The sequence below is a fragment of the Kosakonia oryziphila genome, from assembly GCF_900094795.1.
In the GTDB taxonomy this organism is placed as follows: Bacteria; Pseudomonadota; Gammaproteobacteria; order Enterobacterales; family Enterobacteriaceae; genus Kosakonia; species Kosakonia oryziphila.
Window position 1 is genome coordinate 1 of the sequence record NZ_FMBC01000064.1, and the last position, 25,334, is coordinate 25,334.

At 51.0% G+C, this 25,334-nt stretch carries 21 protein-coding genes, 3 tRNA genes and 2 pseudogenes; 22 read left to right on the forward strand and 4 right to left on the reverse strand.

Going from position 1 to position 25,334, the window contains the following annotated elements; genetic code table 11:
- Together GA0061070_RS21965 and GA0061070_RS21970 are read left to right on the forward strand one after the other, a co-directional pair.
- Positions 1-338: pseudogene (locus GA0061070_RS21965) on the forward strand (IS4 family transposase); the annotation flags it as partial.
- 175 nt (positions 339-513) lie between these two features.
- On the forward strand, positions 514-4,164 hold the full coding sequence (locus GA0061070_RS21970) for a glycosyltransferase (protein WP_090138415.1): 3,651 nt from the start codon (positions 514-516) through the stop codon (positions 4,162-4,164).
- Between the two features lie 223 nt (positions 4,165-4,387).
- Here the strand turns inward: GA0061070_RS21970 and GA0061070_RS26060 are convergent.
- Positions 4,388-4,459: pseudogene (locus tag GA0061070_RS26060) on the reverse strand (IS200/IS605 family transposase); the annotation flags it as partial.
- Between the two features lie 591 nt (positions 4,460-5,050).
- Positions 5,051-8,611: a glycosyltransferase gene (locus GA0061070_RS21980; protein ID WP_090138420.1), complete on the reverse strand. Its 3,561-nt coding sequence runs from the start codon at positions 8,609-8,611 to the stop codon at positions 5,051-5,053.
- Positions 8,612-8,855: 244 nt separating this feature from the next.
- On the opposite strand from GA0061070_RS21980, the gene GA0061070_RS21985 reads away from it, so the two are divergent.
- From GA0061070_RS21985 to sdiA, 11 genes are all read left to right on the forward strand, one after another.
- On the forward strand, positions 8,856-10,010 hold the full coding sequence (locus tag GA0061070_RS21985; protein ID WP_090138422.1) for a DegT/DnrJ/EryC1/StrS family aminotransferase: 1,155 nt from the start codon (positions 8,856-8,858) through the stop codon (positions 10,008-10,010).
- Positions 10,007-11,173 carry an ATP-grasp domain-containing protein gene (locus tag GA0061070_RS21990; protein WP_090138424.1) on the forward strand — a complete coding sequence of 389 codons (1,167 nt, stop codon included), beginning with the start codon at positions 10,007-10,009 and terminating at the stop codon, positions 11,171-11,173. Before GA0061070_RS21985 ends, GA0061070_RS21990 begins: the two co-directional genes overlap by 4 nt.
- Positions 11,174-11,183: 10 nt before the next feature.
- A complete protein-coding gene (locus tag GA0061070_RS21995; RefSeq protein ID WP_090138426.1) occupies positions 11,184-12,293 on the forward strand; it encodes a Gfo/Idh/MocA family protein in 1,110 nt (369 codons plus the stop codon).
- A 43-nt stretch (positions 12,294-12,336) separates the two neighbouring features.
- Complete coding sequence (locus GA0061070_RS22000; protein WP_090138428.1) at positions 12,337-13,461, forward strand: FkbM family methyltransferase; 1,125 nt, start codon at positions 12,337-12,339, stop codon at positions 13,459-13,461.
- 100 nt (positions 13,462-13,561) lie between these two features.
- Positions 13,562-14,281 (forward strand): RNA polymerase sigma factor FliA, encoded by a 720-nt coding sequence (locus GA0061070_RS22005; protein WP_090138430.1) that lies wholly within the window; start codon positions 13,562-13,564, stop codon positions 14,279-14,281.
- A gap of 62 nt (positions 14,282-14,343) precedes the next feature.
- Positions 14,344-14,895 carry a flagella biosynthesis regulatory protein FliZ gene (gene fliZ / locus GA0061070_RS22010; protein WP_090138432.1) on the forward strand — a complete coding sequence of 184 codons (552 nt, stop codon included), beginning with the start codon at positions 14,344-14,346 and terminating at the stop codon, positions 14,893-14,895.
- 89 nt (positions 14,896-14,984) lie between these two features.
- Positions 14,985-15,785 carry a cystine ABC transporter substrate-binding protein gene (gene tcyJ, locus GA0061070_RS22015; RefSeq protein WP_090138434.1) on the forward strand — a complete coding sequence of 267 codons (801 nt, stop codon included), beginning with the start codon at positions 14,985-14,987 and terminating at the stop codon, positions 15,783-15,785.
- 107 nt (positions 15,786-15,892) lie between these two features.
- Complete coding sequence (gene dcyD, locus GA0061070_RS22020) at positions 15,893-16,879, forward strand: D-cysteine desulfhydrase (protein WP_090138436.1); 987 nt, start codon at positions 15,893-15,895, stop codon at positions 16,877-16,879.
- Between the two features lie 18 nt (positions 16,880-16,897).
- Complete coding sequence (gene tcyL, locus GA0061070_RS22025) at positions 16,898-17,566, forward strand: cystine ABC transporter permease (protein ID WP_090138438.1); 669 nt, start codon at positions 16,898-16,900, stop codon at positions 17,564-17,566.
- Complete coding sequence (tcyN, locus tag GA0061070_RS22030; RefSeq protein WP_090138440.1) at positions 17,563-18,315, forward strand: L-cystine ABC transporter ATP-binding protein TcyN; 753 nt, start codon at positions 17,563-17,565, stop codon at positions 18,313-18,315. Before tcyL ends, tcyN begins: the two co-directional genes overlap by 4 nt.
- Positions 18,316-18,604: 289 nt before the next feature.
- Positions 18,605-19,327 carry a quorum-sensing transcriptional regulator SdiA gene (gene sdiA, locus GA0061070_RS22035; protein WP_090138442.1) on the forward strand — a complete coding sequence of 241 codons (723 nt, stop codon included), beginning with the start codon at positions 18,605-18,607 and terminating at the stop codon, positions 19,325-19,327.
- Positions 19,328-19,389: 62 nt separating this feature from the next.
- Here the strand turns inward: sdiA and GA0061070_RS22040 are convergent, their stop codons facing one another.
- Both GA0061070_RS22040 and GA0061070_RS26065 read right to left on the reverse strand, forming a co-directional pair.
- Entirely contained in the window at positions 19,390-19,614 is a 225-nt protein-coding gene (locus GA0061070_RS22040; RefSeq protein WP_090138444.1) for a DUF2594 family protein, read from the reverse strand.
- Positions 19,611-19,721: a hypothetical protein gene (locus GA0061070_RS26065; protein ID WP_425256070.1), complete on the reverse strand. Its 111-nt coding sequence runs from the start codon at positions 19,719-19,721 to the stop codon at positions 19,611-19,613. The genes GA0061070_RS22040 and GA0061070_RS26065 overlap by 4 nt, the downstream gene beginning before the upstream one ends.
- Positions 19,722-20,076: 355 nt before the next feature.
- Here GA0061070_RS26065 and uvrY point away from each other — a divergent pair, with 355 nt between their 5' ends.
- From uvrY to tnpA, 9 genes are all read left to right on the forward strand, one after another.
- Positions 20,077-20,733 carry a UvrY/SirA/GacA family response regulator transcription factor gene (uvrY, locus tag GA0061070_RS22045; RefSeq protein WP_090138446.1) on the forward strand — a complete coding sequence of 219 codons (657 nt, stop codon included), beginning with the start codon at positions 20,077-20,079 and terminating at the stop codon, positions 20,731-20,733.
- Positions 20,730-22,568 (forward strand): excinuclease ABC subunit UvrC, encoded by a 1,839-nt coding sequence (uvrC, locus tag GA0061070_RS22050; protein WP_090138449.1) that lies wholly within the window; start codon positions 20,730-20,732, stop codon positions 22,566-22,568. Before uvrY ends, uvrC begins: the two co-directional genes overlap by 4 nt.
- A gap of 56 nt (positions 22,569-22,624) precedes the next feature.
- Positions 22,625-23,173: a CDP-diacylglycerol--glycerol-3-phosphate 3-phosphatidyltransferase gene (pgsA, locus tag GA0061070_RS22055; RefSeq protein ID WP_090138451.1), complete on the forward strand. Its 549-nt coding sequence runs from the start codon at positions 22,625-22,627 to the stop codon at positions 23,171-23,173.
- A gap of 149 nt (positions 23,174-23,322) precedes the next feature.
- Positions 23,323-23,398, forward strand: a tRNA-Gly gene (locus GA0061070_RS22060).
- Positions 23,399-23,451: 53 nt separating this feature from the next.
- A tRNA-Cys gene (locus tag GA0061070_RS22065) sits at positions 23,452-23,525 on the forward strand.
- Positions 23,526-23,537: 12 nt separating this feature from the next.
- Positions 23,538-23,624: transfer RNA gene (locus tag GA0061070_RS22070), tRNA-Leu, on the forward strand.
- 228 nt (positions 23,625-23,852) lie between these two features.
- Positions 23,853-24,533, forward strand: coding sequence for a hypothetical protein (locus GA0061070_RS22075; RefSeq protein ID WP_234427089.1), 681 nt, complete (start codon positions 23,853-23,855; stop codon positions 24,531-24,533).
- Positions 24,534-24,552: 19 nt separating this feature from the next.
- The gene (locus GA0061070_RS22080) at positions 24,553-24,972 is read left to right on the forward strand and encodes a hypothetical protein (RefSeq protein WP_090138453.1); all 420 of its coding nucleotides are present in this window, start codon (positions 24,553-24,555) and stop codon (positions 24,970-24,972) included.
- 165 nt (positions 24,973-25,137) lie between these two features.
- Positions 25,138-25,334, forward strand: a 197-nt coding sequence (tnpA, locus tag GA0061070_RS22085) for an IS200/IS605 family transposase (protein ID WP_139109814.1), incomplete at its 3' end; no start/stop codon positions are given.

Here is a 25,334-nt window from a genome sequence, read left to right on the forward strand (position 1 = left end):
AACTGACGCTGAGAAGCCGGAAACCCGAACTGGTGGAACAGGAACTGTGGGGAGTTGTACTGGCCTACAACCTGCTGCGTTTTATGATGACGCAGATGGCCTGCAGCCTGAAAGGAGTGGAGCCTTATCAGATAGGTTTTAAGCAGGCGAGTCTTTATCTGACGGCCCAACTGAGTATCCTGCCGGCAGTAGCGCCGGGTAAAATACCAAAGCTAATCAAAGAAATACTGGATATGGCAGAGAGCTTTGTCCTGCCACCACGTAGGGTAAGACATTACCCAAGAGCGGTAAAAAAGAAGCCGCAACGTTACGCGTTACGGCTACCTTCAAAAGCTTAACTGACAAGCATTACATCTTCGGATGCCTTTTTTTATGACCAATCGTCAGATATAGCGCCTTTTCTACGGGCTGTTTTTCCTCTCAATCTTTCCTTACTCCCCCACAATATTGCATAACGACAGAAACGCCCTTTGATAGCCCCGGTCAACAGACCCGGCGTGCTGAGGATGAGAGATGCGAAGCCTATTAATTAGCGTTGATAAATTTGACGCCTTTACGCCCCATACCAATGAATTACTCGATATTGCCGATGTGCTGCTGGCACAGAACTGGCGGGTGGATGTCATCACCAGTGGAGCAGGAAAGGTACTGAGCACGGAGATCGAGCGCCTGAAGGCCACAGAGCGATTTGCGCTGGTGACCGACAAGCAGGGTGAGCCGGAGACGCAATATGATGTTATCTGGATCTACCGCGGTTTCTTCAGCAATAAACTGCTCGATGCGATCGCCGCTGAACGTCTCAGCGGGGCGATGATTTTCCGCCATTTCAATGACTATAACGATCTCTACATTCCATGGGGCGTGGCGCTGGAAAACCAGTTCGCAGCGCTGACGCTCGATCTCTCGCCGCGCACTTCCGCGCTTCTCTTACAGACTGGAGTGGAAAGCACTCAACTGAAAAACTTGCCGTGGACGGTTCCGGCAAGTTTTAGTCAGTATGTGCGCACCCGTGAATCATCGACGCTGGCGCGCGCGGTCTACATTGCGCCGAAAATGTCGGCGGAAATGTACGAAGTGCAGCAGCGTGCTCGCGAAGCTGGCATTCAGATAGACTGGCTGGATCTTAACCAGCAAGCGCAGCGCATCGATCCGGCCTGGCTTGAACATTATGATGTCGTGATCGGTAATGATGACAGCGTGGCTAAAGCACTGACGCTGGGCATTCCGCTGTTCCTGGTGAACGAGGGCTATGTTGAAGGCTATCTGAACGACGCTAACATCGCCCGTCATGAAGCTGAGCATTTCTGCGCGCTGTCGTTGCGCAACTGCCCGGATGCCGATGAGTGGGTTGAGATGCTGCAAAGCGGCTATGCCAGCGCCCTGGCGTGGGCTCAGGCGCAGCGCGCGGATTTGGCGGCGAAATGGTCGCTGGAGACCGCGCTGGATGCCATCGTAAATGCGCCGCTGGTGGCGAAGACGCGCCAGCTTGATGAAAAATCCCGCTATGCGCTCAATTTTCACAGTAAAGCGGTGCTGGCACAGCAGCAAACCACCGACTACTCCTTTACCCGCTGGCTGGAGGATCGCCAGATCAGCGAAGCGCGGCGGGAAGCGTTGCTCACCTTTGCCCGGGCATATCCGGATAAAGCCAGCATTGGCGTGATTATCCTTGGCGACAGTCAGGCCAGCGCGCGCACGCGGGCGTCGGTGGAGAGCCAGTCGCTGGCGGCCGTCAGCATTGATGTGATTGCCGACGATGCCGTATGGCCTGCGGCGGCCAATGCGCTACTGCAAGTGCGTAGTGCCGAAGCGATGTTGCTGATCCCGGCAGGTTTTACGCTGCGTGATGACGCGCTGCTACGTTTTGCCGAGCAACGTATGAACCAGCAAAATGCCGGGTTATTTTACTGTGATGAGATGACGCGGGCGGAAAACGGCGAGCCGCTATTGATCCTGCGCCCAGGCGTCAATATCGATCTGTTGCGCGGTGTGCCTTATATCGGCCAGACGGTACTTTTTGCCCGGGAAATAGCTTTGCAAGTGGGAGGATTCAGTAGTCTTTATCCCCACGCGGCGCATATCGATTTGCTGTGGCGCTTTGTCGAAGGGCAGGGTGCAGGCGCAATTGGTCGAGTGGCTGAAGTGCTGGTGGAAAACCCGCATCCGGTAACCCACTGGAGCGAGGCCGCAGATGTGGTTGCTGAATGTGAACAGGCGCTGCTGGCGCATCTGCAACGGCTGGGAATTAACGCCGCGCTGGAAGAGGGATTAACGGAGAACATTAAACGTCTGCGCTACCAGTGGGAGGCGACACCATTGGTGTCGATCATTATTCCGACCCGCGATCGCTTTGCGCTGCTGAAACGCTGCATTGAAAGTCTGATGGAAAAGACCCGCTATCAGCGCTATGAGCTACTCATTGTTGATAATCAGTCGGTGGAGGAGGATGCTTGCCGCTTCCTGAACGATCTGGCGGCGCTGGGGCTCGATCAGGTCCGCATTCTGCGCTACGACGCGCCCTTTAACTTCGCTGAAATCAATAATGCCGCCGCGCAACAAGCGCGTGGCGATGTGCTGGTGTTCCTCAATAATGACTGCGAAATTATTGACGGTCACTGGCTGGATGCGCTGCTTGAACATACGCTGCGCCCGGAAGTAGGGTTGGTGGGTGCGCGCCTGGAGTATCAGGACGGTCGTATTCAGCATGGCGGCTATTTAGTTGGCGTGCAGCACGGTGTTGATGTCGCCTTCGATGGTGCTGACGGGCAGAACAATGGTTTCCAGAATTTTCTAAAGACACCGCGTAATCTGGCTGCAGTGAGCGCCTCCTGCATGATGGTGAGAAAAGAGGTTTTCTTCTCCTTAAACGGCTTTACTCAGGAGCGTTATCCCCTCTATTTCGCCGATGTGGATCTGGGGTTGCGCGCGCAGCAGCAAGGGTATCTCAATGTCTGGACGCCTTATGCTCGTGTGAAACATATGGGCGGCGCGACGCGTTTATTCGGCAACAAAATTGGCGTGCAGGAGCGCCCGTTGCTGCAAGACTATACGACGTTGCGCGGTGAGTGGCAGCAGGGATTACTGAATGAACCTTCATACCATCCGCTGATGCAGAAGATGGGCAAGGCCTTCACGCTGAGCGCAAGTATTGCGCGGTTGCATCAGCCGCTGCCTGGTCGCCCACTGCCGGTAGTGTTAGCCCACCATATCAACTGGGTCGGTGGTGGTCATCACCGGGTGATGCAACCCTTCAAAGCGCTGGAGCGCCATTTGATGATCGAAGGCGGGCTGACGAACACCATCCCCGGCCTGATGGAAGCGGCGCAAATGCGACCGGATGTGATTCTGCTTGAGCTGATCACCGGTAGCCGCTTCCCGGATATCATGAAGCAGTTACGCGATGTCAGCGGTGCGAAAATTGTGCTGGAATATGATGATTACTTGCTTAACGTGCCGATGAAAAATGGTAACCGTCAGCACTTCCCGCCTCAGATGCTGAAAAACTTCCGCAAAGTGATGGACTGTGCCGACTGGGTTGTCGTTTCTACTGCGCAACTGGCTGAAGCTTACAGCCGTTTTCACAGCGATATTCGCATTGCGCAAAACCGCCTGGCACCGAATCAGTGGGATCACCTGCTCAGCGCGCGCGGAACCGGGAAAAAAGTGCGTGTCGGTTGGGCTGGAGGCAGTTCGCATACCGGCGATCTGGAGATCCTGTTGCCGCTGATCAAAGAGCTGGAAGGGCAGGTGGAGTGGGTGTTTATGGGCATGAAGCCACGCAACGTGCTTTGCGAATTCCATCCCGGTGTACCGTTTGAAATGTACCCGGAGAAACTGGCGAGTCTGAATCTTGATCTGGCGCTGGTGCCGCTGGAAATCAACCAGTTTAACGAATGTAAGAGCAACCTGCGTTTGCTGGAGATTGGCACCTGCGGCGTGCCGATCATCGCCACCGACATTGATCCTTATCGCTGCAATCTGCCAGTGACGCTGGTGGCGAACCGCTTTAAAGACTGGATGAACGCGATCCAGACGTACATTCACGATCCGGCGCTACGCGAGCGGCAGGGGGATGCGCTACGTGCCGCTGTGCGCAGCGATTGGTACCTGCGGGATGCCGGGCTTGATGACTGGCATCATGGCTGGTTACCGGCCGACAGGTAAAAGAAAAGACGCTGTAAAGTGGCCTGTCTTTATCTGGAAAATTTAGTAACTTGATGTTTTATAAAATATTATTGTAACATTATCGATAATAAACTCATTGTGAAAAAAACATTGCTAGCACTATCCAGATAACCATATCGCCCGGCAAATGGTCGTTAAATCGTGCAGATTGTTGAGAGGTGGTATTGATAACGCCCCATAGGGGCGTACTAAGTCCAGACTCTGAGAGCCTTATCGGCCTGTAGACCTCTTTACCAACGTTATTTCTCAGGATGCGAAATCGGTACTTGGGTGTTCATGCAGGGATAAAAACGGTTCCTTGTAGTGGGAACCGTTATAGTGCCGCAGCTTAAGGATCGGTATTGTACCAATGGTGGGTTTTTTACAGGAAAGCACTGAGCGCTGATTCCGGCGGTCTTTGAATTGATTGCGGCATGTGGATAGCTTTATCGCTCGTCGAATATTTTAAGGATAGCGAGCCGATATATAACATAGCCCGCAATTATAAGGGCAATTGATGCTATACCCCATATAAAGCGGGATTCATCAACAGAAAAAAAGAAAAACCAGATACAAAACAATAGGCCAGCAAATGCTGCTCCCATACCCAAACCGCGTAAAATTCTGGATGCTATTAATCTGATTGTATTTTGAGCGTTCATACTGAAGGGCTTTTTTTGTAAAACATACAGCCATCATAATAAAGATGCAGTGGAAAAATTCAAAAGCCTTCAAATGGGCAAGTGGTGGGGGGGAACTCTTTCTGTAGGTAATATGTGATCGGTAATTAATAAAAACATATAAATAACAATTAGTTATGAAAATAAAAAAGGCGACTTATAGCGCCTTTTTGTTTATCATCGGGTTTATCTGGTGCAGATAAACATTAATCCGGTAACCACAGTTGCGCCTGGCGCAGCAGGCTTTCGCCATCCCACATACCGTTTTCCAGCACGTACAGGCGAAGATTATCGCCAAGTTGTGCCGTCACAGCCGTGTCGAGCAGGTGGTTTTCAATGGCTTCGCGCCAGCTTTTCGCGCGATTTTCAACGCGCGTAACGCCAGCAATGCCCTGTGTGCTGATGATATCGCTGCAAATCACTGGCACGCCGCAGGCACCATATTCGAGCAGACGCACCGGGCTAAGCGCACGGTTCCACGGTGTGTCGGCCAGCGGTTCCACGGCGAGATCGAGATTCAGACTGGCCAGTTTTTTCGCAAAGTATTGCGGGTAAACCGGGGCATGAAATTCGCTGACCCACTCCCGAAGGGAAGGCGGACAGTAGCCATAGAACACCCATTCAACCCGATCGGCTAACTGGCTGACCAACTTATGAATCAGCTCCAGATCGCCAGTACTCGCCGCTGTTCCGCACCAGCCGATGCGCGGCTTCTTACCCACGCCGCGCTGGCTGGATAACCCCGACCATTGTTGCGGTGAAAGCAGCGTCGGCATCACACGGATGTCTCTGTGCAACCCTGCGCACTGTTCGGCCAGTTCGTTGCTGGCGACGATCAAGCGATCTACATGCGCCAGCGTACCGCGCAGCGCAGCAAAAATATCTTGCGGCAGGCCGTTACGCTCGTCGGCATTGACCGGTAAACCCGGTAACCAGCAGTCCAGATCGAAGATTTTAAACACCGATGCCGCCTGCGGCAGACGGCGCAACCACTCCTGTGCGCCGTCGCTGATTTGTCGATGAACGATCAGCGCATCCGGCGCAAAGCGACTGATATCGATATAGGTGCTGGCGTGATAATTAATTTGCCCTTCGACGACGCCCGCGTTATTCAATAATGAGAGCGGCGCATCCAGACGCAACCGGCTTCCGGGCTGGCTTTGTAATGGAAACGCGATCAAACGTGGCAGCGGCTTCCAGTGCAGCGGCTGCCAGCTTTTATTGCTGCTGGCTTCAAACTGGAACCCTGCGCCATCCAGCAACAGATTTGGGTTATAGGCCGGATCGTTGGCGATGAGCGGCATCCATTTTGCGTACATAGTGTCCTGCTCAGCCATAAAGCGCTGGCGTTTTTTCTCCTGCACGGTCTTATCGACCTTCTTCTGACTGACGCTGCCTTCGTGCATTACGAGGGCATGCGGTGTCCATACCGTCAGATAGCCCGCTTCACGTACCTTCAGGCACAGATCGACATCGTTATAGGAGACGGTGAAGTTCTCTTCGTCGAGCCCGCCGACCTGTTCGTAGACGGATTTGCGGATCAGCAGACACGCGGCGGTGACCACGTTGTAATTCTGATCAACCAACAGACGATTCATGTAACCGGCGCGGTTGTTTTCGCTGCCGATAAAGGGGTGATCCGCCGGACCACGCAGCCCCAGTACCACGCCTGCATGCTGGACTTTGCCGTCGGGGTAGAGCAGCTTCGCGCCGGTGATGCCTACTTCCGGGCGTAATCCATGATTCAGCATATGATCCAGCCAGTTTTCACTGATCACCGCCGTATCGTTATTCAGCAATACCAGATATTCACCGCGCGCTTCCTGTGCGGCCATATTGTTGATAGCGGAATAGTTGAACGGATGCGGATAGCGCAACACGCGAATGCGCTCAGGATCGATCGTCGAGATCCCCTCCAGCCACTGCAACGCTTCCGGCGTCTCACTGTTGTTATCAACAATCAGCAGTTCATAGTTCCGGTAGCGCGTTTTCTCCAGCAGGCTGGTGACGCAGGTGCTGAGAATAGTAAGCTGATCCTTGGTCGGGATGATAATCGACACCAGCGGTTGTTGTTGATGGTTATAACGCAGGGCATATAGACCCGGATGCGTTGTTACCACCGTACCCTGTGCATAGCCGCGATTGTGCAGATGCCGGGTCAAAATTGCCTGTTCTTCCGGTTGGCTGGCCTGCACCGGCGGATGGCCAATCACAAACGGTTCCGGCAGGTGTCCGGCAAAGCCCATCCCTTTTTGTTCAATCAGACGAACAATAAACTCAAATTGCCAGGCCTGCTGATAAGCCGGGTTAAATCCGCCCGCCGCCAGAAGTGTTGCGCTGCGAAAAATCCAGTGGCGGGCCATCTCTGCCGGGTAGCTTAGCAGTAAATCGAGGTTGAAATCCGGACGCATTGCGGTGGTGACGATCTCGCCATTCTCTGCGTAGAACTCATCGCCATAAATCGCATCGCATCCGGAGGCGCCATCCAGCGCCAGATCGAACATCAGCATGCCGCTCTCAAGCAGCACTTCACCCGCCTCAAGGAACATCACCCAGTCAGCCGACTGGCTGGCGATGTAGTGATTGATGATATCGATCTGATTATCTTGCCGGGCGATAAGCGTTGGTGCAGGAAGATCGGCACGCTGATCCGTGATGATAACCGGGTTCAGCGTTAACCCGAACCCGGCGTAGCGTTGCAGGCTTTGCAGTGTCGCCGTGATAGCATCAGGATGATGCCCGTACTGCGAGATAAAAACGGTTAACGTTTGCTGCGTGTTGCGTGCTTGCTGGAAAGCTTCCACCAGCGGCACGAACTGCGGTTGCAAACGGCGTTCGTCGAGCCATTTGTTGATTTTGTTGCTGTAGAACCGACGAACAGAGACTTGCAAAGAGTTATGCAGCGCATGTAGCAGGTTTTCCGTCTGGAAACGCTGCTCGCCATGCATCAGCGCGACTTTGACCTTTTCGTTCTCTTCTTTATTACCGCTGTACCAGCCCAGTTCTCTGATGATCTGCGGTAAACGGGTATAGGTTTTGTTGACCAGCCCACCGTATTTCTCTGTATGCACAAACTGGCTGCTCTGGTTTTCCGAGACACGAAAAGCCGCCAGCGTTTCGGCGATAAAGGCCAGGTTGCCGAGACGCAGTAACTTCAGATACAGCGTCATATCGGTCAGAAAGTAGAGGTTTTCACCTTTGAGTTTAAAAATCTCCTCATCGAAAGAGAGCAGATCTTCACGGTAGCAAAGTACCGTACTGGGTTCGCCAATGAAGTTCACCGGATGGTCGGTGAAAAACTTCACCACGTCCGGACCATCGAGGATCACATCACCGGTAAACGGGAAGGCGGTTGCTGCGATATCAACTAGCGGGGTGCCGTTTTCATCAATACGAACACGGCGCGAAGAGGCAATGCGGTTATTTGGCGATGATTCCAGCGCCGAAACGAGACGGGTAATACAATGTTCGAAAATAATATCGTCATCGTAGAGAAACTTAATGTATTTACCGCTGGCGCGCCTTACGCCAGCAAGCACGTTGCCTTCTTCCCATAAACGGACGCTGTTTTTGGTGTAATAGATAGGCGTTTTGGTGGTTAATGCATAACGTTCGCAGGTGAGACGAATGGTGTCATCGTTGCTGTCGTCATAAATAATGACTTCGCAATTTGGCCAACTCTGATTGAGTGCGCTGGCGAGCGTTGTCGCGAAGAATTCGGGCTTATAAGCCGGGATAACAATACTCACCAAAGCGCATTCGTTCATTTCTTTTTCCGTTATGCGGGCAGCAGTTTGAGCGCATCAACACGCGATACGGCAACGAGGTGATGACGGCCTGGTTTCTCAGGTATGAAATTTCAGGGATTTTCTTTATCCCGGTCAATAATAGCAAAGGGAGGCAGGTGTCTTGCGGGCCTAATTGGCATGGGAAATGCCCCTTGTTTACCCAATAGATTCACTTTGGTGTCTGTAACATCAAAGTCATCTCTGGCTTGTTCAGGTTCATTTTATGGACAATAACATCTTTGTCACCAGCCCTCTGTTGCCGCCGCTGGAAGAGTTTATTCCCTATCTGGAAAAGATTTGGCAGAACCGCATCCTCACCAATGGCGGGACATTTCACCAGCAACTTGAGGAGGCGCTGGCGGAATATCTGGGTGTGAAATATGTCTGTCTGTTCGCCAATGGAACACTGGCGTTGTTGACGGCACTGCAAGCGCTGCGTATCACAGGTGAGGTGATTACAACCCCGTACTCGTTTGTCGCTACCTCTCATACCTTGCTGTGGAATGGCCTGACGCCAGTTTTTGCGGATATCGACCCGCTGACCTACAACATCAATCCGGAACGTGTTGAAGAGCTGATTACGCCGCAGACGACGGCGATCATGCCGGTGCATTGTTATGGTGTACCCTGTGACGTAGATAAGATCCAGCAGGTAGCGGATGTATACGGATTAAAAGTGATTTATGACGCCGCGCATGCATTCAGCGTGAAGAAAAACGGCACCAGTATTCTGAATCACGGCGATCTCTCGGTACTCAGTTTCCATGCCACGAAAGTATTTAACACCTTCGAAGGTGGCGCGATTATCTGTCATGACGCGCGAACAAAGCAGCGTATCGACTACCTGAAAAACTTTGGCTTTGCCGGTGAAACCCGTGTGGTTGCGCCCGGCATCAACGCCAAAATGAATGAAGTAGAAGCGGCATTCGGTCTATTGCAGTTAAAACATATCGATCAGGCGCTGGCTGAACGCCAGGCGTTGTATCAGCATTATGTTGAACTGCTCGAGGGCGTTGCAGGACTTAGCCTGCTTAACGTACCCGATGATGTGAGCTGGAACCACGCATATTGCCCGGTGCTGATTGAACCTGAGTTTGGCATCAGCCGCAATGCCTTGTATGAAGCGATGAAAAGTGAAGGTATCTTAACCCGTCGCTATTTCTACCCTTTAATCAGCTCCTTCAGTATGTACCGCGGTTTTGCGACCTCGCAAAAAGAGCACTTACCCTGCGCGAACGATATTGCTGAGAAAGTATTATGCCTGCCGATTTACCCAGGGCTGGAGCGGGAAGATCAACAGCGTATTGTGGATATTATCCGCCGTATGGCATCCCCTGTTGCAAACAATGTCGCCATGATTTCTGCGGGGGGCCTATGAGTCGTCCAGCAACGGCAATGATCCTCGATGCCGGATTTGCGTCGCTGCCTTTGCAACAGGCTGTTAAAGCGGCGGGCTTTACCACACTGGTGTGCAGCGGCAAAGCGCAGGACGCGGGGATGAAGTTCGCCGATATCGCGCATGTGCAGAATTACGCTGACGCCGATGCAGTACTGGCAGTGGCGCGCGAACAGAAGATTGCGGCGATTTTGCCCGGCGTAACCGACGTCTCTTATCTGACCGGTAGCCGCGTGGCTGCCGAACTCGGACTGACCGGTTTTGATACTCCAGACGTCAGCGATACGCTATTCCTTAAAGATCGTTTCCGTGCCTGGGCAGAGCTGAAAGGCTATCCGATTCCGCAGGCGGTTAACGAACCGGAAGCGGCGGGTGATTTGCCTTTTCCGCTGCTGGTTAAACCGATTGATGCCTATAGCGGGATCGGTATTACGCTGGTGCGCGAGCCTGGTGCATTGCCGCAGGCGGTTGAACTGGCACGCGGCGCTTCCCGTAATGGCCACTGCGTCATCGAAACCTTCTGTGAAGGCGCGTTATACAGCCATTCGGCATTTATTCGTGGCGGTGAAATTGTCTGTGAATTTTTCGTCGATGAATATTGCACCGTTTATCCCTGGCAGGTTAACAGCAGCAGTCTAAGTTTGACGCTCGCCAAAGCGATGCGCGATCGCGTCAGCGAATGTATGCAGACGTTGGTGCGGGAACTGCAACTCGTTGATGGCTTACTGCATACCCAGTTTATTGCCAATGAAGACGATTTTTGGCTGATTGAATTAACCCGCCGTTGCCCGGGCGATCTCTATTCACGTTTGATTGAATTGTCCACTGGCGAAGACTATTCCGCCGGATTTGTTGCTCCCTTTATTGGCCGCGAAACTGCATTCAGCGCGCGTCGTCCCGCGCATCAGCGAGCTATCGCCCGGCATACCATTTCCAGCGATGCTGAAAGTCACTTTGTCGGCTATCGTTTTGCCCCGCTTGCGGCACGAATTATTGAGACTGTTCCGTTGAAGTTACCAGGCGATCCTCTTCTGCCCGCGCCGCGAGACAGAGCGGGGCTGGTTTTTGCCGAGTTTGAGGATTTCGCCGAACTGGCGCGATTGACGCCACAGCTCAAAAACTATTTTTCTTTTAAAATGATTTAAGGACTGGATTATGGCCAAGCCGTTGCGCCTTGCATTCATCGGTGGCGGTATCAACTCCGCCATCGGCATGACACATAAAATCGCCAGCCAGATGGACGGGCACTTCCAGTTGACGGCGGGGTGTTTCAGCCGTGATGAAAGCATCAATCAGCAAACCGGTGCGGCCTGGGGACTGGAGAAGCACGCGATTTATCAGGATGCGCTATTGATGCTGGAAAAAGAGCATCAGCACCTTGATGCGGTGGTGGTGCTGACGCCGACGCCTGCGCACCGCGACATTCTGCTGGCCTGCCTGGAGTACCCGTTGCCAATCATCTGCGAGAAGGCGATGGTAGCGACGGTGGGTGATGCGCAAGAGATTCAGCAGCGGGTTGATGAAGTTAACAGCCCGCTGTATGTGACATTTAACTATACCGGCTATCCGATGGTGCGCGAACTACGCCAGCGCCTGTTGAGCGGCGGGCTTGGACGGATCCAGCAGGTGATGGTCGAAATGCCGCAGGAAGGTTTTAGCCGTTGCCGCAATGATGGCAGCGTGACGTTACCGCAACTCTGGCGTCGAGTGGACGGCGAAATCCCAACGGTATCGCTGGATCTCGGGGTTCATGTGCACCAGTTGGTGGAGTTTCTTACCGACAAACAGGCGCTGGATGTTTACGCCATCAACAGCACGTTTGCGCGTGTGCCGAACGTGGTAGACACCGTCAATATCATCTCGCGTTATAGCGACGATATGGTGTGTAACTACTGGTACGGTAAAGCCGCACTTGGTTTCCGCAACGGTTTGCGGATCCGCATTTATGGTACGGAAGGTAGCGCCGAATGGTTGCAGATGGAGCCGGAGTATCTGCGCCTCGCTGATATCCACGGTAATGTGCGTATTGTCGATCGCACGGCGGGAGATAACACCATCGCCAGTCTGGATCGCTACTGCCGTTTCAAAGCTGGTCATCCGGCAGGTTTTATTGAAGCTTTTGCCAACTACTACTGCGATATCGCCGCCGCTTTGCGTGGCGAAGCAAACAGCTATGCGATTGACTCTGCCACCGCATTGCAGGGGTTGTCATTCCTGGAAAGCGCGAACAGAAGTGCGATTGCGCAGCAAAAAATAGTGCTGTGATTGGCCCCTTTTAATATGTTTTGAACGAGTCTCTGAGGTAGCTATGTCTATTCTTGAAAAAATTTGCGAATCCAAAAACCATTTTATCGATACTATCGCGGAAATGCAGCAGAATGGCCGCCCGCTGGTATTGTGTGGTGCCGGTTATTTAGGTCAGAAAACGTGGGAATTTTTGACCAGTAAAGGTGTGAAAGTCGATTATGTTGCGGTAAATGAAAAGTACTTTACCGAAGGTGCTGTTTTTTATGGTTATAATATAATCAATTTAGACCGCATGACGGAAAGAGATGACACCTATAATTACATTCTGGCAATTCAGTATGTCAGTGAAGAATTAGAAGCTATGCTGCGTAAGAATGCAGAAAGTATTTTGATTTTTGATCACTCATTTATTGGTGTTAATACCGATACACTTTATACCCTTGAGTTTTGTCAGGAAAACGAACCGCTGCTGACTGAATTCTATAATTCTCTTGGCGACGAGAAGTCTAAAGAAACGCTGGTTGCTTTTATCAACCAGCGCATTTGTGCACGTAGCTCATACTATGGGAAATATTTCGATCCTAACCATTATTTGGCCGAAGATTTAGTACGCCTACAAGATGATGAAGTGTACGTTGATTGTGGCGCTTATGACGGTGACAGCGTACTTGCTTTTCTGAAGGCAGCAGAGAAGCAAGGGGTTAAAAAACCAGCAAAAATTCTGGCCTTTGAGCCGGAAGAAAAGAATTTTGAACTGCTGAAAAATGCCAATATTGGCGATGTAAAATTGACCGCAATCAATAAGGGCGTATGGTCGGAAAATACGACATTGCGTTTCGATTCTGGAATGGATACCTCTTCCCGTTTGAGTGAAGGGGAAGGCAATACTTCAATCGATGTTATCAGCATTGATAATGCGCTTGGAGGCAGCAACCATGCGACCTTTATTAAGATGGATATTGAGGGTGCGGAACTGGAAGCCTTGAAAGGGGCGCAACAAACTATTCGTGCATCACTGCCTGTGTTGACGATTAGCCTTTATCATAAGCCTGAAGATTTGATCACGATCCCGCAATATATCCGCGAACTTTCAGATGATTATCGTTTTTACCTGCGCGGACACCATCCGGCGCTGGCTTTCGAGCTAGTATTATATGCATTGCCGTCGAAACGTGTGGTGTTATAAAGGCAAATAACCCCCCATTTCACCCACTATTCATCCGATTAAAACCACTCCAGAATCGGATAATCATGCCGATAACTCAATTAACGCAGGGCTGTTTATCGTGAATTCACTCTATACCGCTGAAGGTGTAATGGATAAACACTCGCTGTGGCAGCGTTATGTACCTCTTGTGCGTCACGAAGCATTGCGCCTACAGGTGCGATTGCCGGCGAGTGTGGAACTGGACGACCTGCTACAGGCGGGCGGTATCGGTCTACTGAATGCTGTAGACCGATATGACGCTCTGCAAGGAACGGCATTTACCACTTACGCAGTGCAGCGTATTCGTGGGGCGATGCTGGATGAATTGCGCAGCCGCGATTGGGTGCCGCGCAGCGTCCGGCGTAATGCCCGCGAAGTGGCGCAGGCCATGGGGCAACTGGAGCAAGAACTGGGGCGTAACGCGACGGAAACAGAAGTGTCGCAACGCCTTGGGATTCCTGTCGAGGAATACCGTCAGATGCTGCTCGATACTAACAATAGCCAGCTTTTCTCCTATGATGAATGGCGGGAAGAGCACGGCGACAGTATCGAGCTGGTGACTGACGATCATCAACAGGAAAACCCGTTATTCCAGCTAATGGAAAGCAATTTGCGTCACCGGGTGATGGACGCCATCGAATCTCTCCCGGAGCGTGAACAACTTGTCCTGACGCTGTACTACCAGGAAGAGCTTAATCTCAAAGAGATTGGCGCTGTTCTTGAAGTAGGAGAATCGCGGGTAAGCCAGCTCCATAGTCAGGCTATTAAGCGCTTACGCACCAAACTGGGTAAGTTATAGGTTGGTGATCCTGCATCGCCCCTGGTAAATGCCGAACAACGCATTGACAACCAGGAGTTATCATGACGCTGCAGCAACCTAAAAGACGGCCTCTAAGCCGCTACCTTAAAGACTTTAAACACAGCCAGACGCATTGCGCTCATTGCCATAAGTTGCTCGACCGCATCACACTGGTCTGCCGGGGCGAAATCGTAAACAAAATTGCGATTTCCCGGTTGGATATGCTGTTGGATGAAGCGGCCTGGCAACAAGAGCAAAAAGAGTGGGTTGCACTTTGTCGTTTTTGCGGAGATTTGCACTGCAAAGAGCAGAGCGATTTCTTCGATATCATCGGGTTCAAACAATATCTCTTCGAACAGACTGAGATGAGCCACGGTACGGTGCGCGAGTATGTCGTGCGTCTGCGCCGGCTTGGCAATCATCTGAGCGAGTTAAACATCTCCCGTGATTTGCTAAATGAAGGGTTCCTTGATGAAAATCTGGAGCCATGGTTACCCTCGACCAGCACTAATAACTATCGGATTGCTTTGCGCAAGTATGCTCAGTTTAAGACGCAGATGCGTTTTACGCCGATGCAAAAAATGGCCGTCGGCGCGAGATCTGATATATATTAAAAAAGAATAACATGCAGTGAGACATTGCTTGTGAGTCTGTTTTTTCCAGGCAATGCACCGCTACAGCCAATTCTTTTATTGGGGTAACTATGAAACTAGCACTTCTGGGACGTCGGGCGCTGATGGCCGTTATGGCCGTCACGTTGGTGGCGGGGGTAAGCGCGAAAACATTCGCTGCGGAAAACCTGCTGAATAAAGTCAAAGAGCGCGGCACGCTGCTAGTCGGTCTGGAAGGCACGTATCCGCCGTTCAGTTTCCAGGGTGATGACGGCAAGCTGACTGGTTTTGAAGTGGAGTTCGCCGATGCGTTAGCGAAGCATTTGGGTGTGAAAGCCGTTTTGAAGCCGACGAAATGGGACGGTATGCTGGCCTCGCTGGACTCGAAACGCATCGATGTGGTGATCAACCAGGTGACCATCTCTGATGAACGCAAGAAAAAATATGATTTCTCCACGCCCTATACCCTCTCCGGTATTCAGGCTCTGGTGAAAAAAGGCAATGAAGCTGGCATTAAATCCGCTGTCGATCTGAAAGGGAAAAAAGTCGGCGTTGGTCTGGGCACCAACTACGAAGAGTGGTTGCGCCAGAACGTCCAGGGCGTCGATATTCGCACTTATGACGATGATCCGACAAAATACCAGGATCTGCGCGTTGGTCGCATCGATGCAATTCTGGTGGATCGTCTGGCGGCGCTGGATCTGGTGAAAAAAACCAAAGATACCCTGGCAGTAGCTGGTGATGCGTTCTCGCGTCAGGAATCCGGCGTGGCGCTGCGCAAGGGTAATGAAGATCTGTTACAGGCGATTGATGTGGCAATCGCCGACATGCAAAAAGATGGCACGATGAAAGCGCTGTCGGAAAAGTGGTTTGGAACAGATGTGACGAAGTGATTGTTCCTCGTTAAAAAAGGCGCTTGAGAAAGCGCCTTTTTTATTTCATCTCTGTAAATGTGCATAATAAAAACAATACACAACGTTATCCGATCTTCGGAGGTTTTATGTCTTTGCACAACCTGACTCGCTTTCCGCGTCTTGAATTTATTGGCGCACCGACGCCGCTGGAGTACCTGCCGCGCTTGTCTGATTACCTTGGGCGCGAGGTTTTCATCAAACGTGATGATGTGACGCCGATTGCGATGGGTGGCAACAAGCTGCGCAAACTGGAGTTTCTTGCTGCTGATGCGCTACGCGAAGGTGCGGACACGCTGATCACCGCAGGCGCGATTCAGTCTAACCATGTTCGTCAGACCGCAGCAGTGGCGGCGAAACTGGGTTTGCACTGCGTTGCGCTTCTGGAAAACCCCATCGGTACGACGGCGGAAAACTATCTCAGCAATGGCAACCGCTTGCTGCTGGATCTGTTCAATGCGCAAGTTGAAATGTGCGATGCGTTGACTGATCCGGTTATGCAACTGGACGCGCTCGCTACGCGAGTCGAGGCGCAGGGGTTTCGCCCGTATGTGATTCCGGTCGGCGGTTCTAATGCGCTGGGCGCCATGGGCTACGTTGAGAGCGCGCTGGAAATTACCCGGCAGTGTGAAGGCGCGGTTGCGCTGTCGTCGGTGGTGGTGGCTTCCGGTAGCGCCGGAACCCATGCCGGGCTTGCCGTTGGGCTGGAGCAGTTGCTGCCGGATGTCGAGTTAATTGGTGTGACCGTTTCGCGCAGCGTGGCGGATCAAAAACCCAAAGTTGTGGCCTTGCAGCAGGCGATTGCCCACGATCTCGGGATAAGTGCGGACGCCGATATTGTGCTTTGGGATGACTACTTTGCTCCGGGTTATGGCATGCCAAATGACGAGGGAATGGAAGCCGTGAAGCTGCTGGCGCGTCTGGAAGGGATTTTGCTCGATCCTGTCTATACCGGTAAGGCGATGGCGGGTTTGCTCGATGGCATTGAGCAGAAACGTTTTAAAGACGATGGCCCGATCCTTTTCGTCCATACCGGCGGTGCTCCAGCGCTCTTCGCCTATCATCCGCATATATGACCCTCAGGTAGCATACTGATGCAAGAGAGCTTACAGCTAGTTATTGATTCAGCCCCTTATCTGCTCAAGGGGGCCGTATTCACACTGCAATTGAGTATTGGCGGCATGTTTTTTGGTTTGCTGCTGGGCTTTGTGCTGGCGTTGATGCGCATGTCGCCGCTGCTGCCGGTGCGCTGGCTGGCGCGCTTTTATATCTCGATTTTTCGCGGTACGCCGCTAATTGCGCAGCTTTTTATGATCTATTACGGCCTGCCGCAGTTTGGTATAGAGCTGGATCCCATTCCGTCGGCGATGATTGGTCTTTCGCTTAATACGGCAGCGTATGCCGCAGAAACCTTGCGAGCAGCCATCTCTTCTATTGATAAGGGGCAATGGGAAGCAGCCGCCAGTATCGGCATGACCTCCTGGCAAACGCTGCGCCGTGCGATCCTTCCGCAGGCCGCTCGTGTGGCGCTACCGCCGTTAAGTAATAGTTTTATCAGCCTGGTCAAAGATACTTCGCTGGCCGCAACCATTCAGGTGCCGGAACTGTTCCGCCAGGCGCAACTGATCACGTCGCGTACGCTGGAAGTGTTCACCATGTATCTGGCGGCATCGCTGATCTACTGGATCATGGCGACCGTGCTCTCCACGTTACAGAACTATTTTGAAAACCAGCTTAACCGTCAGGAGCGTGATGCAAAATGAGTGCTATCGACGTTAAAAATCTGGTGAAAAAATTCCACGGACAGACCGTCCTGCACGGTATTGATTTGGAGGTACAGGAGGGGGAAGTGGTGGCGATTATCGGCCCTAGCGGGTCCGGTAAAACCACCTTGCTGCGCAGTATTAATCTGCTGGAACAACCGGACAGCGGGACGATCCGCGTAGGGTCTATCACCATTGATACCTCGCGATCACCGGGCGAGCAGAAAAAGGCTATCCGTCAGTTGCGTCAGCATGTCGGGTTTGTGTTCCAGAACTTCAATCTGTTTCCGCACCGTACGGTGCTGGAGAACATTATTGAAGGGCCGGTGATTGTGAAGGGCGAAGCAAAAGATGAGGCCTGCGCGCGGGCGCGTCAGTTGCTGGAGAAAGTGGGGCTGAAGGGGAAAGAGGAGAGTTTTCCACGCCGTTTGTCAGGCGGTCAGCAGCAGCGTGTCGCGATTGCCCGCGCATTGGCGATGCGTCCTGATGTTATCCTTTTTGACGAGCCAACCTCCGCGCTCGATCCTGAACTGGTTGGCGAAGTGCTGAATACCATTCGCCAACTGGCGCAGGAGAAACGCACCATGGTGATTGTGACTCACGAGATGAGTTTTGCCCGTGATGTGGCAGACAGGGCGATTTTTATGGATCACGGGCGTATTGTGGAGCAAGGGCCGGCGAAGCTGCTGTTTTCCCAGCCGCAACAACCTCGCACCCGCCAGTTTCTGGAAAAATTCCTGATGCAATAAACACGGCGCGATTCCGCTTGCCTGTTTGCGGAATCGCGTTAATTTAACCTAACCTGGGTTTTTTGGGCGGAATTAATAGCATATCGATCCTGCGGCTATTATTCGCGTATGTCCCGGTAATTATCCAATAGCCACGCAGCTTTTCCTGTGGGTTGTCAGCGTTAAATCCGGTAGCCTCTGCAACTTATTCCCCTATTAGCCAATATTTTATATTCATAATTAAGATTTATGTGTTAGCTTAATGCATACATAATAATGATTATTAAAAGCAGGGGTATTACCGGTCGGTATGCAGGATAAAGAATTTTTTACCTGGCGGCGCGAAGTGATGTCGCGTTTCCAGGAGATGACAACGTCTAAGGACGTGTATACAGAGTTACAGCGGCAAACACAGTTGCTGGAGTTTGATTACTTCGCACTTTGCATTCGTCACCCGGTGCCCTTTACGCGTCCCAGAATTAGCGTTGAAACGACCTATCCGCAGGTCTGGATGCAGCATTATCAGGCGGAGAATTACTTTGCCATTGATCCAGTGCTTAAAGCCGAAAATTTCATCCGGGGACATTTGCCCTGGAATGACAAACTCTTCCAGGATGCGATGGTATTGTGGGATGCTGCGCGAGATCATGGCCTGCGAAAAGGGTTCTCACAATGTCTGATGCTGCCTAATCATGCGCTGGGTTTTCTCTCAGTTTCGCGTAGCAGCCTGCTTGGCAAAATGATGTCTGAAGATGAGATTGAACTGAGGTTGCAGACGTTGGTGCAGCTCAGCCTGCTGGCGCTGACGCGACTGGAAGATCAGATGGTGTTGACGCCGGAAATGCGCTTCAGTAAGCGTGAACGTGAGATTCTGAAATGGACGGCGGAAGGCAAGACTTCGGCGGAAATCGCCATGATTTTGTCGATCTCTGAGAATACCGTTAATTTTCATCAGAAGAATATGCAGAAGAAATTCAATGCGCCGAATAAAACGCAGATTGCCTGTTATGCTGCGGCGACTGGAATGATTTGATTATTCACTGCGGCGGTTCAAAAATCAGCCGGCTGTCAGGTAACCAGACAGCCGGTTTTTTATTACTGGCGGTAAGCTTGTTTAATTTGCTTAACAGTGCTGGAAAATACCGCTGCCTGAGCTTCATTTTCCATTTGTTCAATTTGCTTTTCCATTTTAATGATGACGCGGCCCGCATCTGCCTGGCCTATTGCTTGCAGCATCAGTGCCAACAATGATTTTAGACAAGAGACTTCCTGCGCCAGATCCTTTGCATTTTCAGCAGTGGAAAAATCAGGTGTGGTCAATTTATTTTCCTCGTTATGGAGCCGCGCCGTTGCGCGACGCTCACTGTTAAAGCAGCGGAGTATACCACAACCCGACGAAAAGAATGCAGTGGTTGTTTTTTGATCATTATTGTCTGTTTGCTAGATTAAACTCACTGCAATAAATATCAGAATTTTCTATTATTTAAGGATATATCTTTAAACAGCGTTTCGGCATGGTTAATTGTCGTTACATAGTGCCCGGATAATACCTGAGAAAATAAAAGCTTTTTAGCAACTTTATGGGAAACACAGTTTAGACTTTCTTACTCAATGCCTTGAGAACATGCAAACACTTTCCACATCTTGTACAGCTTAATTTCCAGAAACGAGAACAAAATCGAAAAGTGTGGGTTATTTTACCTTTCATTATTGGATGAAAACCCGTTAATATACGTTTAATTAACTTTCAGCAGCGTTATCCCTCTTTTCGGAGATACTCCATTGATCAACGTACTACTTGTTGATGATCATGAACTGGTGCGCGCAGGGATACGACGCATTCTTGAAGACGTTAAAGGCATAAAAGTCACGGGTGAAGCCAACTGCGGTGAAGATGCCATCAAATGGTGTCGGGCCAATTCCGTGGATGTCGTTTTGATGGATATGAGTATGCCCGGAATTGGTGGCCTTGAAGCCACGCGTAAAATTGCGCGAGCTAACGTCGACACCAAAGTCATTATGCTTACCGTTCACACGGAAAACCCTCTGCCAGCGAAAGTCATGCAGGCGGGGGCTGCTGGTTATCTGAGTAAAGGCGCCGCGCCGCAGGAAGTGGTGAATGCTATTCGCTCTGTGCATTCCGGACAGCGCTACATCGCCTCTGATATTGCTCAGCAAATGGCACTCAGCCAGATTGAGCCTGAAAAAACAGACTCACCGTTTGCCAGTTTGTCTGAACGAGAATTGCAGATTATGCTGATGATCACGAAAGGTCAGAAGGTGAATGAGATTTCTGAACAACTCCATCTGAGCCCCAAAACGGTGAATAGCTATCGCTACCGGATGTTCAGTAAACTGAACATTCACGGTGATGTCGAATTGACGCACCTCGCCATTCGCCATGGTCTGTGTAATGCGGAGACGTTGTTAAGTCAGTGACTGAAGTTTTCGATGCAAAAGCCTTCCTCAAAACGGTGACCAGCAAACCCGGCGTGTATCGTATGTATGACGCTGGTGGTACCGTTATCTATGTTGGCAAAGCGAAAGATCTTAAAAAACGCCTTTCCAGCTATTTCCGCAGTAATCTTGCCTCCCGAAAAACCGAAGCACTGGTCGCGCAAATCCAACAGATTGATGTGACAGTGACGCATACCGAAACTGAGGCGCTGCTGCTGGAGCATAACTACATCAAGCTTTATCAGCCTCGCTATAACGTATTGTTGCGGGACGATAAATCTTATCCGTTTATTTTTCTCAGTGGCGATACGCATCCCCGACTGTCGATGCACCGTGGTGCGAAACATGCGAAAGGGGAGTATTTCGGCCCGTTTCCGAACGGCTATGCCGTGCGCGAGACGCTGGCGCTGTTACAGAAAATATTCCCCGTCCGCCAGTGTGAGAATAGCGTTTATCGCAACCGCTCTCGCCCGTGCCTGCAATACCAGATTGGTCGTTGCCTTGGGCCGTGTGTCGCAGGCCTGGTCAGTGAAGAAGAGTATGCGCAGCAAGTTGAGTATGTTCGCTTGTTTCTTGCCGGGAAAGACGATCAGGTGCTGACGCAACTCATCGCCCGCATGGAGAAGTCCAGCCAGGCGCTGGAATTCGAAGAAGCCGCGCGCGTGCGCGACCAGATTCAGGCGGTACGGCGAGTCACGGAAAAGCAGTTTGTCTCAAACACCGGCGACAGCGACGATCTCGATGTTATCGGCGTGGCGTTTGATGCGGGTATGGCCTGCGTACACGTGCTGTTTATCCGCCAGGGGAAAGTACTTGGCAGCCGCAGTTACTTTCCCAAAGTGCCTGGCGGTACGGAGCTGGGTGAAGTGGTGGAAACGTTCGTCGGTCAGTTTTATTTACAGGGCAGCCAGATGCGAACTCTGCCTGGTGAAATCCTGCTGGATTTCAATCTCAGTGATAAAACACTGTTGGCCGATTCACTCTCTGAGCTGGCTGGCCGACGAGTTAATGTACAGACTAAACCACGCGGCGATCGCGCGCGCTATCTGAAGCTGGCGCGCACCAATGCTGCCACGGCGCTTGGTACGAGGCTTTCGCAGCAATCGACCGTTCACCAGCGTCTGGCCGCGCTGGCCAGCGTGTTGCAATTGCCGGAAGTAAAACGGATGGAGTGCTTTGATATCAGCCATACAATGGGTGAACAAACCGTCGCGTCATGCGTGGTTTTTGATAGCAATGGGCCATTACGCGCGGAGTACCGCCGCTATAATATCACCGGTATTACCCTCGGCGATGACTATGCTGCAATGAATCAGGTTCTTCGTCGCCGTTATGGCAAAGCCATTGAGGAAAGCAAAATTCCTGACGTGATCCTTATTGATGGTGGCAAAGGGCAACTGGGTCAGGCGAAGGCGGTTTTTGCCGAGCTGGATGTTCCATGGGATAAGCACAAGCCGTTACTGTTGGGTGTTGCAAAAGGCGCCGATCGCAAAGCCGGGCTTGAAACGCTGTTCTTTGAGCCGGAAGGTGAAGGATTTAGTCTGCCACCGGATTCTCCGGCGCTGCATGTTATCCAGCATATCCGCGATGAATCGCATGATCATGCGATCAGCGGTCACAGGAAAAAACGTGCCAAAGTGAAGAGCACCAGTTCGCTGGAAACGATCGAAGGCGTGGGGCCAAAGCGTCGTCAAATGCTCTTGAAATATATGGGTGGATTGCAGGGATTGCTCAATGCTAGTGTTGATGAAATATCAAAAGTGCCGGGGATCTCGCAAGGTCTGGCAGAAAAGATCTTCTACTCGTTGAAACATTAGGGGCTCTGTAGCACCATAGAGCGAAAATTTACGGACAACAGACAGTTAACGCCACTATGCGATTAAATATTCCTACGCTGCTTACCCTTTTTCGCGTCATCCTGATCCCTTTTTTCGTGTTGGCTTTTTATCTTCCTTTTTACTGGTCACCATTCGTTTGTGCACTCATTTTTTGTGTCGCGGCGATAACCGACTGGTTTGACGGTTATCTGGCGCGCCGCTGGAATCAGAGCACCCGTTTTGGCGCCTTCCTCGATCCGGTTGCCGATAAAGTGCTGGTCGCCATCGCGATGGTGCTGGTGGCTGAACATTATCATACCTGGTGGGTAACACTGCCTGCGGCTACCATGATCGCCCGTGAGATCATTATTTCTGCGTTGCGTGAGTGGATGGCGGAGATGGGGAAACGCAGCCGCGTAGCGGTATCCTGGATCGGTAAAGTGAAAACCACCGCACAAATGATGGCGCTGGTAGGGCTGCTGTGGCGTCCAAATATCTGGGTTGAATATGCAGGCATTGCGTTGTTCTTCGTTGCTGCCGGGCTGACGCTGTGGTCAATGCTGCAATATCTGAACGCAGCGCGTGGCGATCTGCTTGAACCTTGATCGCATCGTCGTAATTTTCAGCAAACGATCCGGGTTTTGAAAAATATCGTTGACTCAGTGCGTCAGGTAAGTAGAATGCAACGCATCGGAAGGCAGCATGGCTCGCCAGAAGATAGAAAAATCAAGTGATTAGAACAAAACTTGATAATGCGGGAATAGCTCAGTTGGTAGAGCACGACCTTGCCAAGGTCGGGGTCGCGAGTTCGAGTCTCGTTTCCCGCTCCAATTAAGGCATCGGCTTACAAAGCGGATGCTGGCTGAAAAGCATCCAGATTCACGGCGCGTTAGCAAAGCGGTTATGTAGCGGATTGCAAATCCGTCTAGTCCGGTTCGACTCCGGAACGCGCCTCCAATTTCTTCCCGAGCCCGGATGGTGGAATCGGTAGACACAAGGGATTTAAAATCCCTCGGCGTTCGCGCTGTGCGGGTTCAAGTCCCGCTCCGGGTACCATGGGAAAACAAGAATAAAATCAATGATAAGCAGTGTCGTGTGACCGCCTCGTAAGGCGGTTTTTTTATGCCTGAAATTTGCCGAGTGGCGATGAAATGGCGATGGTGTGGCGACTTAATTTTGAGTTCAAAATGTAGCCCCGCGCCTATTGGTAAATCGTACCTACTGGTCAATCAGGAAGATCATCGATAACATGAACTTCCCTAATGGACGACAAGGAACGAACCAGTGGCAGGATATAACCCTACCTTTCAGGAAGAGCCTGGGTACTTTTTTACGTTTAAATCTAATCTCCCTGACGGTATTTTTTTCGAGTTACCGCCACGCAACGTACCGCTTAATTCCCAACCCATTCTTGATGATGAAATGGGTATGTGCATTGGCTATTCGGTCAATCAGGCTCCCGGTTTATGGCAAATATACGATACCAATGGTGTCTTTGTACGCATGGAAGAGGCACCTCTTGAAAGCCCGCTTATAGATCCCACGGATATTGCGCTTATTGCATTTGGTTTATTTCGAATATTGCGAACAGGCCGCGCGCTTTTTGAGGCCAGCAGCCGCGCAACCATTACAGCGAAACTAAGTGAGACAACAATAAACTTTCTGCGTGGTAGATTAAAAATTGGTCTGTCTGCGCGAAACCTGAAAATAACAAAAACAGTTGCTACGCGTATGGGTGATCCTGGTCGCTATGTACCATTACAGATTATGGAAAAAGCTATTCGATATGGTACGAGAAGTCCTGATCCGCAAAATATTGCTGGGCAATTTATATATAGAACTGATATGTATCGGTTGGTTAAACGTACCGTTGGTGGCCAAGTGAAATATGTTCGTGAACGATATCGCCTTCACGTTCTCGTTAGAGAAAAAGACTGGACAATTATGCACTTTCACTACGATTAAGAATTAGAGAGCAACGGTTATGTTTGAGATAAAAAACGATGATGCGTTATTCCGATTTTCCTTTATCGAAAGGATCGAAGAGCCAGAGGATAGGCGTCAGGATTTGATCATGTGCTGGCTGGAAGTAGCAGGATCAGGCATAAGTTTGGAGTGTGAATGTGAGTTCAGCCTCTTCGACCTGGAGGAATTCAGGGATAAGCTGCGTCACTTCTATCAGTCGCTGGCTGCAAATCAGGCGGTGCCACCAATAGTTTATGCTCCCCGAACTAATACTTTTCAGTGTGATATCCGTCATGCAGCAGATGCTGATGTTATTGGTTTTAACTTCAAAATCACGCCAAATATGCTGACTCGCTGGACGGTTGAAGGTGGTACTCTCATCGATCAAAGTTATTTTCCTGACCTTATCAGGGGCATCGACTCCATTCTTGCTAACTGAGCAAATACTTCCTAATAAAATAGCCCCTTAACAAAGGGGCTATTTTTTACGCTCATCTGAATGCCACCTCCTGTGGAGGTGGTCAGCAAAAAGTTGGCTCTGCCAGTAATGCTACCCATGGGAAAATCCGAATCCGTTATCCCCATAACTGATAAGGATTTAACCATGAGTAGGTTCACAAAAGCATCTCATGTGCTTTGGTGTTGTCAATATCATATAGTCTGGACACCCAAATGCCGATTTCGCATCCTACGGAACAATGTTGGCAAAGAAGTTTACAAACAGATAAGGATTTCAAGTGAACAGCTCGGAATAGAAGTAGTGGAGCTGAATGTTCAGTTAGATCATGTTCATCTGCTAGT

Bases quoted from the DNA above. Each gene is read 5' to 3' on its own strand.
- GA0061070_RS21970 (WP_090138415.1), top strand. From the start codon at position 514: ATGCGAAGCCTATTAATTAGCGTTGATAAATTTGACGCCTTTACGCCC.
- pgsA (WP_090138451.1), top strand. From the start codon at position 22,625: ATGCGATTAAATATTCCTACGCTGCTTACCCTTTTTCGCGTCATCCTG.
- tcyJ (WP_090138434.1), top strand. From the start codon at position 14,985: ATGAAACTAGCACTTCTGGGACGTCGGGCGCTGATGGCCGTTATGGCC.
- sdiA (WP_090138442.1), top strand. From the start codon at position 18,605: ATGCAGGATAAAGAATTTTTTACCTGGCGGCGCGAAGTGATGTCGCGT.
- GA0061070_RS26065 (WP_425256070.1), bottom strand. From the start codon at position 19,721: ATGATCAAAAAACAACCACTGCATTCTTTTCGTCGGGTTGTGGTATAC.
- fliZ (WP_090138432.1), top strand. From the start codon at position 14,344: ATGACGCTGCAGCAACCTAAAAGACGGCCTCTAAGCCGCTACCTTAAA.
- tcyN (WP_090138440.1), top strand. From the start codon at position 17,563: ATGAGTGCTATCGACGTTAAAAATCTGGTGAAAAAATTCCACGGACAG.
- tcyL (WP_090138438.1), top strand. From the start codon at position 16,898: ATGCAAGAGAGCTTACAGCTAGTTATTGATTCAGCCCCTTATCTGCTC.
- GA0061070_RS21995 (WP_090138426.1), top strand. From the start codon at position 11,184: ATGGCCAAGCCGTTGCGCCTTGCATTCATCGGTGGCGGTATCAACTCC.
- GA0061070_RS21985 (WP_090138422.1), top strand. From the start codon at position 8,856: ATGGACAATAACATCTTTGTCACCAGCCCTCTGTTGCCGCCGCTGGAA.
- GA0061070_RS22000 (WP_090138428.1), top strand. From the start codon at position 12,337: ATGTCTATTCTTGAAAAAATTTGCGAATCCAAAAACCATTTTATCGAT.
- GA0061070_RS22080 (WP_090138453.1), top strand. From the start codon at position 24,553: ATGTTTGAGATAAAAAACGATGATGCGTTATTCCGATTTTCCTTTATC.
- GA0061070_RS21990 (WP_090138424.1), top strand. From the start codon at position 10,007: ATGAGTCGTCCAGCAACGGCAATGATCCTCGATGCCGGATTTGCGTCG.
- dcyD (WP_090138436.1), top strand. From the start codon at position 15,893: ATGTCTTTGCACAACCTGACTCGCTTTCCGCGTCTTGAATTTATTGGC.
- GA0061070_RS21980 (WP_090138420.1), bottom strand. From the start codon at position 8,611: ATGAACGAATGCGCTTTGGTGAGTATTGTTATCCCGGCTTATAAGCCC.